We start from the raw sequence: 15,873 nt of genomic DNA, 5'->3' as shown, positions 1-15,873 counted from the left end.
CCCAGGCAGCGACTCCAGGCAGCGACTCCAGGCAGCGACTCCAGGCAGCGACGTGCCTCAGACGGCGGCGGCCATGTCGAGTGTGCGGCGGACGGCGGCGCCGATCTCGCCCAGCCGGTGCAGGGGCAGTTCGAGGAGCGACACGTCGCCGGCCCACGGGGCGGCTTCCGTGACGGCCGCCCTGGCCTGCTTCCGGGTGAGCCCGCTGACGTCGGTGAGGCCCTCCCGCCAGGCGTTGGCCACCTTGCCGTGGGCGCTGTCCATGATCCGCCGCAGCACCCGGCCGGCCGGGTCGTCCGGCGGCGGGAGCCGTACGGCGTCGATCACCCGGCCGCGCCCGCCGAGCTCGTACACGGACGAGAGCACGGACGAAAGCACGGACGAGAGCACTGACGAGAGCCCGGGGGAGACCGCGGCGGGGACGACGGAGGACGGCTCTTTGGCGGGCGCGGCCAGCACGGCGCGGACGTGCCGCGCCCGCGTGGCCAGCAGCAGCCGGGGCAGCGCTCCTTCCAGCCCGGCCGGTACGGCCACCGCGACCCGTTCCGGGTCCGCCGCGTGGGGCCTGGCCAGCCAGGTGGAGAGCCGCATCCGCGGGACGGACGGCAGCACCTCACGCGGCCAGTCGCCGACCAGGAGGCCGGGGCCGAACGCCGCCAGGCCCTCCGCTGTGTCCGCCGCCTCGTCCTCCGCCCTCTCCTTTGCCCTGCCTTCCGCGAGGTCCTCCGAACGCGCAGCCCCGGACTCCGCTCCCGACCCCGCTCCAGACTCAGCCCCGGACTTCGGGGCCGGCCGCACGGCGGACTCCACGGCCTGGGGACCCTGGGTGTAGATGGCCGTGGCGAGCCGGTCGACCCGGGCGGCGACGGCCGGCCACGTCTTGGTGGTGGGCCGCAGGATGTACAGGTCGGCGGCGCTGCCGATGGCCTCGGCGCCGTGGTAACGGTTGAAGTCGGGGAAGATCGCCTCGCTGAGCAGGTTGAGGTCCGACAGGGCCTTCTGCACCTTCAGGGCGAGCATCGGCGTCCGCTCGGAGGCGCCGTAGGCGAGCAGGATGCGGCCCTGGTCGCGGTCGCGCAGGCCCTCCGCGGCGCGGGCGGTGAAAAGTCCGACGCCGTCCGGTGTGTACGGCGGGTCGGTGATGGCCAGGTCGGCCCAGCCGCGCAGCGACGCGGGCAGGCCGAGCCGCAGGTCCGCCCACCGGGTGTGCACGCCGAGGTCCTGGGCGTCGATGTGCGCGAGGATCCGGTCGTCGATGTCGGCCACCGCCACCTCGACCTCCGGGTGGATCATCCGTACGGCCAGGGAGGTGAGGTCGTGATCGCCCACGCAGAGCAGGCGGGCGCCCGGCAGCCAGAACCGCCGCCCGAGCAGCAGGGCCCGTCGCAGGACGGTCTCGGCGGTGGCGGAGACGTGGTCGAGCGAGGAGCGCGCGCGGGGCGCGGCGGCGATCAGCTCTTCCAGGCGGGCGAGCACGTCGGCGTACCGGTGGACCAGGCCGGCCACGGGATTTCCCAGATCCGAAATATCCGGCGGCACCGGCTCGTTGAATCCTGCGGCCGGGAGTCGGACGCGATCGCCGCTGCGCTCAACGGGGAGCGCGCGCAGCAGGGCCTCGACCGTGCGCCGCGACGTGGCGGTCTCCCGGACCAGTTCGGCCAGGGTCCACCAGCGGTCGCCGGTGATAAGGGTGAGGGCCGCGCGCAGGCGGAGCGCGTCCACGCCCGCGTTCGCGAGCAGTTCGTCGATCGTCTCGTCAGCGGCCATGCGGCAACTGTATCCGTGACGTTAACCCGTGAAGGTTCGCGAAGCGGGCCGGGGGGGCACCATTCCGGCAGGGTGCGGTAATCTCTACTCACCACAACCGCAGTAGGGCCAACGTCGTCCCTCTGTTACGCGCAGACGATGACGACGGGAGTGACTACATGCCTGCTGCCCGCCTTGGCCTTCCCGGAGGTCTTCCCGGGCCTCAGGGGCTCTACCACCCCTCCAACGAGCACGACGCCTGCGGCGTGGCCATGGTGGCCGACGTCGCCGGCCGCCGCAGCTACGACATCGTCGCCAAGGCGCTGACGGCTCTTCGCAACCTCGACCACCGCGGAGCCAGCGGAAGCGAGCCCGACACCGGAGACGGCGCGGGCATCCTCACCCAGATCCCCGACGCCTTCTTCCGGGCCGTGGTCGACTTCCCGCTGCCGCCCGAGGGCGCGTACGCGGCGGGCATGGCGTTCCTGCCCCTCGACGAGGAAGCCGCGGCGGTCTCGGTCCGGCTGATCGAGGAGATCGCCGCGGAGGAGGGCGTGACCGTCCTCGGCTGGCGCGACACCCCCGTCGACCGCGGCCTGCCCGGGGCCAGCGCCCGCGCGGTGATGCCGTCCTTCCGGCAGCTGTTCGTCTCCTCGCCGGGCGGCCAGTCGGGGATCGACCTCGACCGGGTCGTGTACGCCTTCCGCAAGCGCGCCGAGCACGAGGCCGACGTCTACTTCGCCTCGTTGTCGTCGCGGACGATCGTCTACAAGGGCATGCTGACGTCCCTCCAGGTCGAGCCGTTCTTCGCCGACCTGTCCGACGAGCGGTACGTCAGCGCGATCGCCCTGGTGCACTCGCGCTTCTCGACCAACACCTTCCCCTCGTGGCCGCTGGCCCATCCGTACCGGTACGTCGCGCACAACGGCGAGATCAACACGGTCCGGGGCAACCGCAACTGGATGCGGGCCCGCGAGGCCATGCTCGCCACCGGTCTCATCCCCGGAGACCTGGAGCGGCTGTTCCCGATCTGCGACCCGGACGGCTCGGACACCGCGTCGTTCGACGAGACGCTGGAGCTGCTCCATCTGGGCGGCCGTTCGCTCCCGCACGCCGTGCTGATGATGATCCCTGAGGCGTGGGAGAACCACACCGAGATGGACCCGTCCCGGCGGGCGTTCTACGAGTTCCACTCGACGCTGATGGAGGCGTGGGACGGCCCCGCGTCGATCACGTTCTCCGACGGCACCCTGGTCGGCGCCGTTCTGGACCGCAACGGCCTGCGGCCGGGCCGCTTCTGGGTCACCGACGACGGCCTGGTCGTGCTCGCCTCCGAGGCGGGCGTGCTCTCCGACATCCCGCAGGAGAGGGTCGTCCGCAAGGGCCGTCTCCAGCCGGGCCGGATGTTCCTCGTCGACACCTCCCGCGGCAAGATCATCGAGGACGACGAGATCAAGGCCGAGCTCGCCGCCGAGCACCCGTACGGCGACTGGCTCCACGCGGGCCTGGTCCGGTTCGAGGAGCTGCCCGAGCGCGAGCACGAGCACCCCACCCATGAGGCCCTGGTCAAGCGGCAGCAGTCCTTCGGGTACACGGAGGAGGAGCTCCGGATCATCCTGGCGCCGATGGCGAAGACCGGCGCTGAGCCGATCGGCTCGATGGGCACCGACACGCCCGTGGCGGTGCTGAGCGACCGGCCGCGGCTGCTCTTCGACTACTTCAGCCAGCTGTTCGCCCAGGTCACCAACCCCCCGCTGGACGCCATCCGGGAGGAGCTCGTCACCTCCCTGCAGTCGACGATCGGCCCCGAGGGCAACCTGCTCGAGCCCGGCCCGGCCTCCTGCCGCCGCCTCGTGCTGCCCTACCCGGTGATCGACAACGACGAGCTGGCGAAGATTATCCACATCAACGACGAGGGCGCGCTGCCCGGCTTCCAGCCGTACGTCGTGTCCGGTCTGTTCGACGTGGCGGGCGGCGGCGACGCGCTGGTGCGGCGGCTGGAGGAGATCCGCCAGGAGGTCTCCCGGGCGATCGCCGGAGGCGCGCGGATCATCGTGTTGTCCGACCGCGGGTCCTCCCGCGACCGGGCGCCGATCCCCTCGCTGCTGCTCACCGGTGCGGTCCACCACCACCTGATCCGGGAGAAGACCCGCACGCGGGTCGGGCTCGTGCTGGAGACCGGCGAGGCCCGCGAGTGTCACCACATGGCGCTGCTCATCGGCTACGGCGCCTCCGCGATCAACCCGTACCTCGCGCTGGAGACGGCCGAGGACATGATCGCCACGGGCGCGCTCGACCTGGAGCCGCGCAAGGCCGTGCGCAACCTCATCAAGGCGTACGGCAAGGGCGTGCTGAAGGTCATGTCCAAGATGGGCGTGTCCACGGTCGCCTCCTACACCGGTGCGCAGATCTTCGAGGCGCTCGGCCTGGGCGCCGAGGTCATCGACCAGTGCTTCGCCGGCACCACCTCGCGGCTCGGCGGCGTCGGCTTCGACGTGCTGGCCCGCGAGGCGATCGAGCGGCACCGGCTGGCCTACCCGCGGGCCGAGAACGCGCACCGCCGGCTGGAGGTCGGCGGCGAGTACCAGTGGCGCCGCGAGGGCGAGCCGCACCTGTTCAACCCGGTGACGGTCTTCAAGCTGCAGCACTCGACCCGCACCCGCCGGTACGAGATCTTCAAGGAGTACACCTCGCTCGTGGACGGGCAGTCCGAGCAGCTCATGACGCTGCGCGGACTGTTCGGGCTGCGGCCGGGCGGCCCGCCGGTGCCGATCGACGAGGTCGAGCCGGTCGAGTCGATCGTGAAGCGCTTCTCCACCGGCGCCATGTCGTACGGCTCCATCTCGATGGAGGCGCACCAGACCCTGGCCATCGCCATGAACCGGCTCGGCGGCAAGTCGAACACCGGTGAGGGCGGCGAGGACCCCGAGCGGCTCTACGACCCCGAGCGGCGCAGCGCGATCAAGCAGGTGGCCTCCGGCCGGTTCGGGGTGACCAGCGAGTACCTGGTCAACGCCGACGACCTGCAGATCAAGATGGCGCAGGGGGCCAAGCCCGGTGAGGGCGGCCAGCTGCCCGGCCACAAGGTCTACCCGTGGATCGCCAGGACCCGGCACTCCACGCCCGGCGTCGGCCTCATCTCGCCGCCGCCGCACCACGACATCTACTCGATCGAGGACCTGGCCCAGCTCATCCACGACCTGAAGAACGCCAACCCGAGCGCCCGCGTCCACGTGAAGCTGGTGGCCGAGGTGGGCGTCGGGACCGTGGCCGCGGGCGTCAGCAAGGCCCACGCCGACGTCGTGCTGATCTCCGGGCACGACGGCGGCACCGGCGCCTCGCCGCTGACGTCGGTCAAGCACGCCGGCGCTCCGTGGGAGCTCGGCCTCGCCGAGACCCAGCAGACGCTGCTGCTCAACGGCCTGCGCGACCGCATCGTGGTGCAGGCCGACGGCCAGCTCAAGACCGGCCGCGACGTCGTCGTCGCCGCCCTGCTCGGCGCCGAGGAGTACGGCTTCGCGACCGCCCCGCTGGTGGTGTCGGGGTGCGTCATGATGCGCGTGTGTCACCTCGACACCTGCCCGGTCGGCGTGGCCACCCAGAACCCCGAGCTGCGCAGGCGCTTCAGCGGCAAGCCCGAGTTCGTGGTGAACTTCTTCGAGTTCGTCGCGCAGGAGGTCCGCGAGTATCTGGCCGAGCTCGGCTACCGGTCGCTCGACGAGATCATCGGCCGCGCCGACCTGCTCGACACCTCCCGTGCGGTCGACCACTGGAAGGCGGCCGGGCTCGACCTGTCGCCGATCCTGTACCAGCCGGAGCTGCCCGAGGGCACCCCGCGCCACCGGGTCGTCGAGCAGGACCACGGGCTCGACAAGGCCCTGGACAACACCCTCATCCAGCTCGCGGAGGGGGCGCTGGCGCTCGGCGAGCCGGTGACGCTGGAGCTGCCGATCCGCAACGTCAACCGCACGGTCGGCACCATGCTCGGCCACGAGGTGACCAAGCGGTACGGCGGGGCCGGGCTCCCCGACGACACCATCGACGTGTCGTTCACCGGATCGGCGGGCAACTCGTTCGGCGCGTTCGTGCCTCGCGGGATCACCCTGCGGCTGACCGGCGACGCCAACGACTACCTCGGCAAGGGCCTGTCCGGCGGCCGGCTGGTCGTCCGCCCGCACCCCGACGCGCCGTTCGCCGCGGAGACGCAGGTGATCTCCGGCAACGTCGGCCTGTACGGCGCGACCTCCGGCGAGGTGTTCGTCCGGGGCGTCGTGGGTGAGCGGTTCTGCGTCCGCAACTCCGGCGCCACGGCGGTCGTCGAGGGCGTGGGCGACCACGGCTGCGAATACATGACCGGCGGGCGGGCCGTGGTGCTCGGCCCCACCGGCCGCAACTTCGCGGCCGGCATGTCCGGCGGCGTCGCGTACGTGCTCGACCTGAGGAGCGAGCGGGTGAACCGCGAGATGGTCGAGGTCGAGGCGCTCACCGAGGAGGACACCGAGTTCCTCCGGGAGATCGTCGACCGGCACCTGACCGAGACCGGCTCCACGGTGGCCAAGACGCTGCTCGCCGACTGGGACTCCGCCCTGACCAGGATCGCCAAGGTCATGCCGAAGGACTACAAGCGGGTCCTGCTGGCCCGCGCCGCCGCCGAGGCGGAGGGCCGTGACATCGACGAGGCCGTCATGGCCGCCTCGCACGGGTGACGCCGATGACCGCACAGCAGGTCACCGGCGCCCGTGCCGCCGGCATCACCGTTTCCGTTGTCTCCGTTGTCTCCGCGCAGGGCTAAGAGGGGGGTACACCGATGGCTGACCCGAAGGGTTTTCTGACACACGGGCGTGAGCTGCCGGCGCGCCGCCCGGTCGACGTGCGCATCAGCGACTGGCGGGAGGTCTACGAGGACTTCCCGCGGCCGGCCCTGACCAAGCAGGCGGCCCGCTGCATGGACTGCGGCATCCCGTTCTGCCACAACGGCTGCCCGCTCGGGAACCTCATCCCCGAGTGGAACGACCTCGTCTACCGGGACGACTGGCGCGAGGCGATCGAGCGGCTGCACGCCACGAACAACTTCCCCGAGTTCACCGGCCGCCTCTGCCCCGCGCCGTGCGAGTCGGCCTGCGTGCTCGGCATCAACTCCGACCCCGTCGCGATCAAGCGGGTCGAGGTCGAGATCATCGACCGGGCCTTCGCCGAGGGCTGGGTCGAGCCCCGGCCGCCGGCCGTCAGGACGGGCCGCCGGGTCGCCGTCGTCGGCTCGGGACCGGCCGGTCTCGCCGCCGCCCAGCAGCTCACCCGGGCCGGGCACGACGTGGTCGTGTTCGAGCGAGCCGACCGGATCGGCGGTCTGCTGCGGTACGGCATCCCCGAGTTCAAGATGGAGAAGCGGCACGTCGACCGCCGCATCGCGCAGATGGAGGCCGAGGGCACCGAGTTCCGCGTCTCGGTCGACGTGGGCGTGGATGTCACGGCCGCCCAGCTGCGCGAGGAGTTCGACGCCGTGGTGCTCGCGGGCGGCGCCACCGCCTGGCGTGACCTTCCGGTGCCCGGACGCGAGCTCAAGGGTGTCTACCAGGCCATGGAGTATCTCCCTCCGGCCAACAAGGTGCAGGAGGGCGACTACGCGGAGTCGCCCGTGTCGGCGAAGGGCAAGCACGTCGTCGTGATCGGCGGCGGCGACACCGGCGCCGACTGCATCGGGACGGCGATCCGTCAGGGCGCGCTGTCGGTCACCCAGCTGGAGATCATGCCGCGGCCCCCGGCCGAGCGGCCGGACGTCCAGCCGTGGCCGACGTATCCCATGCTGTTCAAGATGGAGAGCGCCCACGAGGAGCTGGAGGCCGGGGCCGGCGACCGCGTCTACGCGGTCAACACCACCGAGTTCGCCGGTGACGAGAACGGCAACGTGAGGGCGCTGCGCCTGGTTCAGGTGGAGGGACCGGCCACCGGCTTCCGGCCGATCCCCGGCACCGAGCGCGAGATCCCCGCGGAGCTCGTCACTCTCGCCATGGGCTTCCTGGGCCCGGAGAAGGGCCCGCTGCTGCGGGACCTGGCGGCGCTGGCCGACGACCCCGGGGCGTTCTTCGACGCCCGGGGCAACGTGGCCCGCGGCGCCTCGTACGAGACGGCGGTCGACGGTGTCTTCGCCGCGGGCGACATGGGCCGCGGCCAGTCGCTGATCGTCTGGGCCATCGCCGAGGGCCGTTCGGCCGCGGCGGCGGTGGACCGCTACCTGTCCGGGCGGACGGCACTGCCGGTGCCGATTCCGCCCACCGCGCGGCCGCTGGTCTGATTCGCGGGCGCGTCGTCCCGCGGAGCCTGGGAACTCCGCGGGACGCCGCGCCGAGAGCGCGGAGCGCGAGGACGCGCGGGACAGCGCGTGAACAGGGCGCGCCGGGGGCGAGGGGAGCCTCCGGCGCCCTGTGCCGAGGTCGATACGGAAGGGGGACCCTGTATCGGCCAATAGCGGCATAAATCGGGAATATGCCAGCTTGGGGGGCAGGGTTGCGTGAGCGTCCGGCCGCCCTGAAAGATGCTGGGGCCGGACCGAGGAGGAATTCTTGAACACACGGGGGCGGCTTGCCGGGGGATTCATGACCGCGGCCATGGCCGTATTCATGACGACGGCGCTGGTGGGCAGCATGGGCGCCGCGGCGACCGGAGTACAGCAGGAGCGCGGTCCGGCCCGCGACTACCTGGTCTTCTACGCCGACGGGGCGCGTGAGGCCGCGCTGCGCGCGGTGACGGCGGCCGGCGGCGTCGTGCGGGGGCGCGACGACCGGCTCGGCTACCTGATCGTCCGGGCATCCTCGGCGGAGCGTCTCGGGACCGACCGGGCCGTGGTGGGGGTGACGCCCGACCAGGAGATCGGCCGCGCCCTCGACGTGCCGGCCGTACCCGCGGCGCCCGCCCGTGTCTCGCTCGGCCGTGGTTCGCTCGGCCGTGGTTCGGCCGATCGTGCCGCGCCCGCCCGCGCCGGGGCGCCGTCGGCCGACCTGGCCGGCGTGCGGGCCGCCTCTCCGGGTGAGCCGCTCTCCGGCCGCCAGTGGGACATGAAGATGATCGGCGCCACCCCCGGCGGCTCGTACGCGAAGGCGCGGGGCAGCCACAAGGTGCTGGTGGGCATCATCGACACCGGCGTCGACGGCGACCACCCGGACATCGCGCCCAACTTCAACCGCGCCCTGAGCCGCAACTTCGTCACCGACCTGCCCAAGGACTCGAACGGCAAGAAGTTCGACGGCCCGTGCGAGCACCGCGGCTGCAAGGACCCCGTCGACGAGGACGACGACGGTCACGGCACCCACGTCGCCAGCACCATCGGATCTCCGATCAACGGCCTCGGGATCGCCGGTGTGGCGCCCGACGTGTCCCTGGTCAACCTCCGGGCGGGCACCGACTCCGGCTTCTTCTTCCTCAAGCCCACCATGGACGCCCTGGCGTACGCGGCGGACGTGGGGATCGACGTGGTGAACATGAGCTTCTACGTCGATCCGTGGACGTACAACTGCCCGAATAACCCGCACGACTCCGCGGCGGCCCGCCTTGAGCAGCGGGGCATCCTCGAAGGCATGCGCAGGGCGGTCGGCTACGCGCACAAGCGCGGCGTCACGATGATCACGGCGATCGGCAACAGCGGCAACGACCTCGGCAAGCCGAAGAAGGACACGGCGAGCCCCGACTATCCCGTGGGCGCCGAGCGGAGCCGGGCCATCGACAACACCTGCCTGAACGTGCCCGCCGAGCTCCCCGGCGTCATCTCGGTCTCCTCGGTGGGGCCCAGCGGGCGCAAGGCCGTCTACTCCGACTACGGCGTCGAGCAGACCGACATCGCGGCGCCCGGAGGCGACGTGTTCGACACCGGCAGTTCCCTGAAGGACGACGGCCGTGAGGTGCTGGCCGCCGCCCCCGCTGGCGCCCTGCGGGCCCAGGGGCTGCTCGACCGGGACGGCAAGCCGAAGACCGCGTCCGTCGTACGCGACTGCCACGGCGGCCGCTGCGCCTACTACCAGTACATGGAGGGCACGTCGATGGCGGCTCCGCACGTCACCGGCGTCGCGGCGATCATCATCGGCCGGTTCGGCAAGCCGGGGAAGGGCGGCCTCTACATGGATCCCGCCCGGGTCGAGCAGCTCCTGTACGGCACGGCCGTGGAGAAGGCCTGCCCGAACCCCCGGCTGTACAAGTACGGCGGCGGGGACGCCGGGCACCTCTGCGAGGGCGGCACGGCCAAGAACGGCTTCTACGGCCACGGCGTCGTGAACGCGGCCCGCGCGGCGACCGTCGCTCCCTGACGGCCGCCTCTGGCCTCCACCTCTGGCCTCCACCTCTGGGCTCCACCGCTGGGTCCGCCGGCCCCGGCGGTCGCCGGCCCGGGTGAAACCAGTGTGAAACCGCTCCCACCTAGGGTGCTGTCAGGTCGGCGTCGTTTCCCGATGCGTCTGTGGGTCTGTGTCTCGGGGTCTGTGTCTCTGGGTCGTTCCATGGACGCGTCCGGGAGCGTTGCGCCGGCTCGCGCCGTCCTGGGTGGCACGGGGGCCGATCCAGGAGGACGCGCGCCCCGCGACGGGACGCGCGTCCGACGGCGCCACAGGCCCAGAGCGACAGGGCTACAGAACCACAGGGCTACAGAACCACAGGGCTACAGCACGAGCGAGTACAGAAAGACAGGGGACAGGGCGACAGGGACGGGAGGACGGATGGGCAAGCTGAGATCGGCGCTGATCACGCTGGTCGTGGCGGGTGTCGTGGGGGGCGTGGCGGGAGTGGCCACGCAGCCGGCCGCCGCGCAGCCAGCGTCCGGGGTGGAGGCGCCGTGCGGCACAGCGGCGGCGGATCTCCCCGGCACTTCTCAGCCCGACTGTGACAGCCACTGGATGGACCCGGGCGAGGACTGACCGGGCCTCGAGCGAGATCGGCTTGGGATCGGCCTGTTCCCCGGCGCTGGTCGCGGGCCGCTTCCTACGGCCGGGAGGCCAGGCCCTCGGCCGCCCGCCTGGCCTCGACCGCCCTCGCGTGCCAGGCCGGGAGGCCGATCTCGTCGAACCGGGCGGCGGCCTGGCCGAGCAGGGCCGCCGCCCGCTCGTGCTCGCCGCTTTCGGCCGCGAGCCGGCCGCGCGCCAGGCACGCCCGCGCGGCCACGAACGGCTCCCCGAGCCCGACGGCCAGCGCCGTCGCCGCGTCGAGGTGGGCGGCCGCCTGGTCGAGCCCGCCGTCGAGAAGGGCCGCCTCGCCCAGCCCGAGCAGCCCGTACGCCTCGCCGATGCGGTCGCCGACCGCCCTGGCCGTGGTGAGGACCTCCTGAAAGGCCCGCCCGGCGTCCGCGGGCCTGCCCTCCGCCAGATGCAGCCCGCCGAGCCGGTTGAGGATCTGCGCCGTGCCGCGCGGGTCGCCGAGCTCGCGGTAGACGCGCAGCGCGGTCCGCAACAGCGGCTCTGCCTCGCCGCCGTCGCCCCTCTCGACGTGGATCTGGGCGATGCTGCCCAGCACGTGGGCCTCGGCGTGCCGGTCGCCCACCTCGCGGAGCATGCCGAGGGCGCGGCGGTAGGCGGCGAGCGCGCTCTCCAGCCGTCCCTCCACCCGTTCGATCAGTGCGGAGTTGCGCAGGGTGAGCGCCTGGCCGTGCCGGTCGCCCACGGACGTGAACCCCTGCAGCGCCGCCTCGAAGTGCGGCCGGGCCGCGGCGTAGCGCTGCCGGAAGATCTCCAGGGTGCCCTGCGAGTAGCGCATCGCGGCCACCCCCCTCAGGTCGCCCGCCCGCCTGGCCGCGTCGAGCGCGGTCCTGGCGGTGCGCGCCCAGTCGTCGAAGTGCCCCTGGGCCTCGAACAGCGTCACCGCCGACATCGCGAGATCCCAGGCCACCTCGTGCAGGCCGGCGGCCGCCGCCTGGCCGACCGCCGCGACCAGGCCGAGCCGTTCGCCGCGCAGCCAGCCCCCGGGGTCGGCGAGCAGGCGGTCGGCGGTGGCGGGGTCGGGCCGCCAGCGGCGGCCGGGACCGTGCAGGACGGTGTAGTCGCCGCCGTACTCCCGGCGGTGGGCCTCCTCGGCCAGGGCCAGGTAGGCCCCCGCCAGCCGGCCCAGCGCCGCCTCCGCCGCGCCGGGCGGGTCGTCGGCCGCGGCCCGCTCCTTGGCGTGCAGCCGCACCAGGTCGTGCATGCGGTAGCGCGGCTCGCCGACGCCGTCGACGCCCGCGTAGCCCACGAGCTGCGCCTCGACCAGGCTCTCCAGCGCGTCCTCGGCCGGGCGCGTGCCGCTGTCGAGCAGAGCGGCGGCGACCCAGCCGGCGAAGTCGGGGGTCTCGATCAGCCCAAGCCGCCGGAACAGCGTCCGCGGGACCTCGGCCAGCCCGGAGTAGCCCAGGGCGAGACCGGCCCGTACGGACAGCGGGCCGTGCGTCAGCTCGTCCAGCCGGTCGTGTTCCGCGGCCAGCCGGGAGACCAGACGCGGCACGCTCCAGTGCGGCCGGGCCGCGAGCCGGGCCCCCGCGATGCGCAGCGCCAGCGGGAGCCGCCCGCACAGCGCGGCCAGCTCCTCGGCGGGCGGGTGCCCCCGCCGGAACTCCGCCCGGCCGCTCACGGCGCGCAGCAGCTCGACCGCCGCGCCGGAGTCGAGCAGGCCGAGCGGGACGCCGCGCGCGGCGGGGAGCGCCGTGAGTCTGCCGCGGCTGGTGATCAGTACGGCGCAGCCGTCGCCCGCCGGCAGCAGCGGCTGGACCTGCTCCTCGTCGGCGGCGTCGTCGAGCACGACGAGCACGCGCCGGTGGGACAGCAGGCCCCGGAAGACCTCGGCCCGCTCGTCCACGCCCTCGGGCACGGCCGGGCCGGCCACGCCGAGCGCCCGCAGGAAGCGCCCGAGCGCCTGGTGCGGCGTCACCGGCTCCCCTCCCGCGCCCTGGAGGTTCACGAAGAGCTGCCCGCCGGGGAAGGAGTCGCGCAGCGCGTGCGCCGCCTGGACGGCGAGGGCCGTCTTGCCGACGCCCGCCATGCCGGAGAGCACGCACACGACGGGCGGCCGGGCCAGCGCCGCGATCACCTCGCCGAGCTCGGCGTCCCGCCCGGTCATGTCGCCGATCGGCGGGGGGAGGAGGGCGGGGGCCTGGGCCGGTTCCTCCGGCGCCCGATCGTCGGTGGGCCTCGCCTCCCCGGCGTTCCCAGCCTCTCGCTCAGCCTCCCGCGCCTTCCCGGCCTCCGGGACCTCTCCGGCCTCCGCGGGCTCGCCGCCGGGGGACGCCGCGGCGGGGGACGGGATCTCCTCGCCCCGCAGCAGGGCCGCGTGCAGCGCCCGCAGCGACGGGCCCGGCTCCACGCCCAGCTCGCCGGCGAGGACGGCGCGGGTGCGCTGATAGACGTCGAGCGCCTCCGCACGGCGCCCGGCCCGGTGCAGGGCTGTCATCAGGCGGGCCGCCGACGACTCCACCAGCGGATCCGCGGCGAGCAGCGCGACCAGCTCGGGGATCATCTGGATGTGCCGGCCCAGAGCGAGCTCGGCGTCGAGCCGGGCGGCGAGCACCTGCCGCCGCTCCTGTTCGATGCGCTCGGCCGCGTGCGCGAGCTGCGGGATGTCGTGCAGACCCGGGTATGCGGGGCCGTCGCCGAGGGCCAGCGCCTCGGCGAGCAGTGTGGCGGCGACCTCCAGGTCGCCCCGGTCCAGCGCGCGCCGTCCCCGCTCGGCCAGGTCGTCGAACAGCCAGGCGTCCACCTCGTCGGCCGTGGCCACGAGGGAGTATCCGGAGCGGTCGTGCCTGATCCGGCCGGGGTCGCCGAGGGTCCGGCGCAGCCGGTGCACCAGGACCTGAAGATTCTTACCGGGCCGCCCCGCGCGCCTGCCGCCCCACAGGGCGTCGGTCAGCGCCTCGGCGGGCATGGTCCGGCCGCGTGAGCAGACGAGCAGGCACAGCAGCTGCTCCTGCCGGGGCGAGGTCAGCGGCACCGCCACGTCCCCGTCGCTGATCGAGACCGCGCCGATGACCTGGAATCTCACCGCGCGGTCCGCACGGCCTGGGCAGGGTGTGCCGATGGCCGACCGGGCGGCGTCCGATGGGGGCACCCCGTGACCATGCGATCACCCTTCCAGATCTCGCACGACCGATTCCTGATATTTGACCTTTTGGTTGGCAAGGATGGTGGCAAGGATAGTGCGGCGCCGTTCTCCGCCGCGGGCCGCCTCCCCGGCCCGTCCCGGCCCGTCCCGGCGCGGTTAGCGGCGGGACGCGCTGCGCGGGCGGCGGCGGGGCGGCGGCGGGGCGGCAGCGGGATGGTCGGCGCGGTGGGTGGCACGGCGGGTGGCACGGCGGGCAGCCTGGCGATCGGACGATCGCACGATCGGGGACGCGGGCCGACCCGGGGGCTCAGAGGTTGGTAACCTTACGGATGCGTCCGGCCGCCGATCAGCGTCGTCGTTCGCCCTCGGGCCGCCGGCGCCCCGACCCCGGGCGCGCGTTCCGGCCGGTACGGCCGGAGCCCCGGAAGGCGTGAGAAGTCTGAACATTCAGCGACAGCTGTGTGCGCCGTCACACGAAGTGGTCTGTACCAATTAGGGTAGGGCATGTGAGTCGTCGAGCAAAGATCGTCTGTACCCTCGGACCCGCCACATCCTCGCCGGAGCGTCTCCGCGAGTTGATCGGGGCCGGGATGAACGTGGCCCGCTTCAACCTCTCGCACGGTAGCCACGAGCTCCACAAGGAGATCCTCGACCGGGTCAGGGCCGCCGCCGACGAACTGGGCGCCGCCGTCGGCGTCCTCGCCGACCTGCAGGGCCCGAAGATCCGCGTCGGCCGTTTCGCGTCCGGGCCGGTCCGGCTGGCCTTCGGTGACGTCTTCACGATCACCACCGAGGACGCCCCCGGAGACCGCGACCTCGTCTCCACGACGTACGCGGGCCTCCCCGGAGACGTGAAGCCGGGCGACACCATCCTGGTCGACGACGGCCGCCTCAACCTCGAGGTGACCGCCGTCGAGGGCCCCCGGGTCGTCACCCGCGTCGTCATCGGCGGCATGATCTCCGACAACAAGGGCCTGAACCTGCCCGGTGTCGCCGTCAGCGCCCCCGCGCTCACCGACAAGGACGAGGCCGACCTCCGCTGGGCCCTGCGCACCGGCTTCGACATGATCGCCCTGTCGTTCGTGCGCTCGGCGGAGGACGCCGGCATCGTCCGCGCCATCATGGACGAGGAGGGCGTCCACCTGCCGCTCCTCGCGAAGATCGAGAAGCCGCAGGCGGTCGACTGCCTCGAGGAGATCGTCGACGCCTTCGACGGCGTCATGGTCGCCCGCGGCGACCTGGGCGTGGAGCTCCCGCTGGAGCAGGTCCCGATCGTCCAGCGGCGGATCATCGAGCTGTGCCGCGAGAAGGCGCACCCGGTGATCGTGGCCACCCAGATGCTCGACTCGATGATGAGCGCCCCCCGGCCCACCCGGGCAGAGGCCTCTGACGTCGCCTACGCCGTCATGGACGGCGCCGACGCGGTGATGCTGTCGGGCGAGACGTCGGTGGGCGACTACCCCATCGAGTCGGTGTCCACGATGCACCGCATCGCCGTCGCCGCCGAAGGCGACACCCTGCGGGCGAAGCACAACCTCGACCGCCTGCCGGAGACGACGGGCGGCGCGATCGCCCGCGCCGCCGCCGAGGTCGGCGCCATCGTCAAGGCCAAGGCCCTGATCGCGTTCACCATGTCGGGGGAGACCGCCCGCCGGCTGGCCCGCTACCGTTCGCCGATCCCGCTGCTGGCCTTCACCTCCAACCCCAAGGTCCGCGGCCAGCTCGCGCTCACCTGGGGCGTCGAGACGTTCGAGGTGCCCTTCGTGCACCACACCGACGACATGGTCCGCCAGGTGGAGGCCTCGCTGCTGTCGCTCGGCGTGTGCGAGAAGGGCGACAAGGTCGTCATCGTCGCGGGCTCCCCGCCCGGGAACATGGGGTCGACCAACGCGCTGCGGGTCCACACCATCGGCTCAGCGGTGGCGCATTCGGGCTGACCGCCCCTTCTCCGGCTGTTCCCGCTTTCCCGGCCCGTACGGCCCGGCGTCCCCGCCGGCCGTGCGGGCCGTCCGCGTGACAGGCCTCCGGCGGTCCCGTACCGGGAAGCGGGGCGAGCCCGGCCGGGTCGCCTCCGGCGAGCCTGGGGCA

Annotated in this window: 7 protein-coding genes; 5 read left to right on the top strand and 2 right to left on the bottom strand. The window is 73.2% G+C overall.

Features of this window, described 5'->3' with window-relative positions; genetic code table 11:
- Positions 1–57: 57 nt before the first annotated feature.
- Positions 58–1,767 (bottom strand): bis-aminopropyl spermidine synthase family protein, encoded by a 1,710-nt coding sequence (locus tag JOL79_RS33605; RefSeq protein WP_230984000.1) that lies wholly within the window; start codon positions 1,765–1,767, stop codon positions 58–60.
- 158 nt (positions 1,768–1,925) lie between these two features.
- Between JOL79_RS33605 and gltB the strand changes: the two genes are divergently transcribed.
- The 4 genes from gltB (at position 1,926) to JOL79_RS00505 (ending at position 10,643) form a co-directional block, all read left to right on the top strand.
- Entirely contained in the window at positions 1,926–6,452 is a 4,527-nt protein-coding gene (gene gltB / locus JOL79_RS00520) for a glutamate synthase large subunit (protein ID WP_210153592.1), read from the top strand.
- A gap of 101 nt (positions 6,453–6,553) precedes the next feature.
- Positions 6,554–8,038, top strand: coding sequence for a glutamate synthase subunit beta (locus tag JOL79_RS00515; protein WP_210153591.1), 1,485 nt, complete (start codon positions 6,554–6,556; stop codon positions 8,036–8,038).
- A 268-nt stretch (positions 8,039–8,306) separates the two neighbouring features.
- Positions 8,307–10,040, top strand: a complete 1,734-nt coding sequence (locus tag JOL79_RS00510; RefSeq protein WP_230983999.1) for a S8 family peptidase — start codon at positions 8,307–8,309, stop codon at positions 10,038–10,040.
- A 405-nt stretch (positions 10,041–10,445) separates the two neighbouring features.
- Positions 10,446–10,643 carry a hypothetical protein gene (locus JOL79_RS00505; RefSeq protein WP_210153590.1) on the top strand — a complete coding sequence of 66 codons (198 nt, stop codon included), beginning with the start codon at positions 10,446–10,448 and terminating at the stop codon, positions 10,641–10,643.
- A gap of 64 nt (positions 10,644–10,707) precedes the next feature.
- Here JOL79_RS00505 and JOL79_RS00500 read toward each other — a convergent pair whose 3' ends face one another.
- Positions 10,708–13,725, bottom strand: a complete 3,018-nt coding sequence (locus JOL79_RS00500; RefSeq protein WP_210153589.1) for an AfsR/SARP family transcriptional regulator — start codon at positions 13,723–13,725, stop codon at positions 10,708–10,710.
- A gap of 566 nt (positions 13,726–14,291) precedes the next feature.
- Between JOL79_RS00500 and pyk the strand changes: the two genes are divergently transcribed.
- The gene (gene pyk / locus JOL79_RS00495; RefSeq protein ID WP_210153588.1) at positions 14,292–15,722 is read left to right on the top strand and encodes a pyruvate kinase; all 1,431 of its coding nucleotides are present in this window, start codon (positions 14,292–14,294) and stop codon (positions 15,720–15,722) included.
- Positions 15,723–15,873 lie beyond the last annotated feature (151 nt).

The organism is Microbispora oryzae (assembly GCF_017896165.1).
In the GTDB taxonomy this organism is placed as follows: domain Bacteria; phylum Actinomycetota; class Actinomycetes; order Streptosporangiales; family Streptosporangiaceae; genus Microbispora; species Microbispora oryzae.
This window is presented reverse-complemented; position numbering and strand designations above follow the sequence as displayed.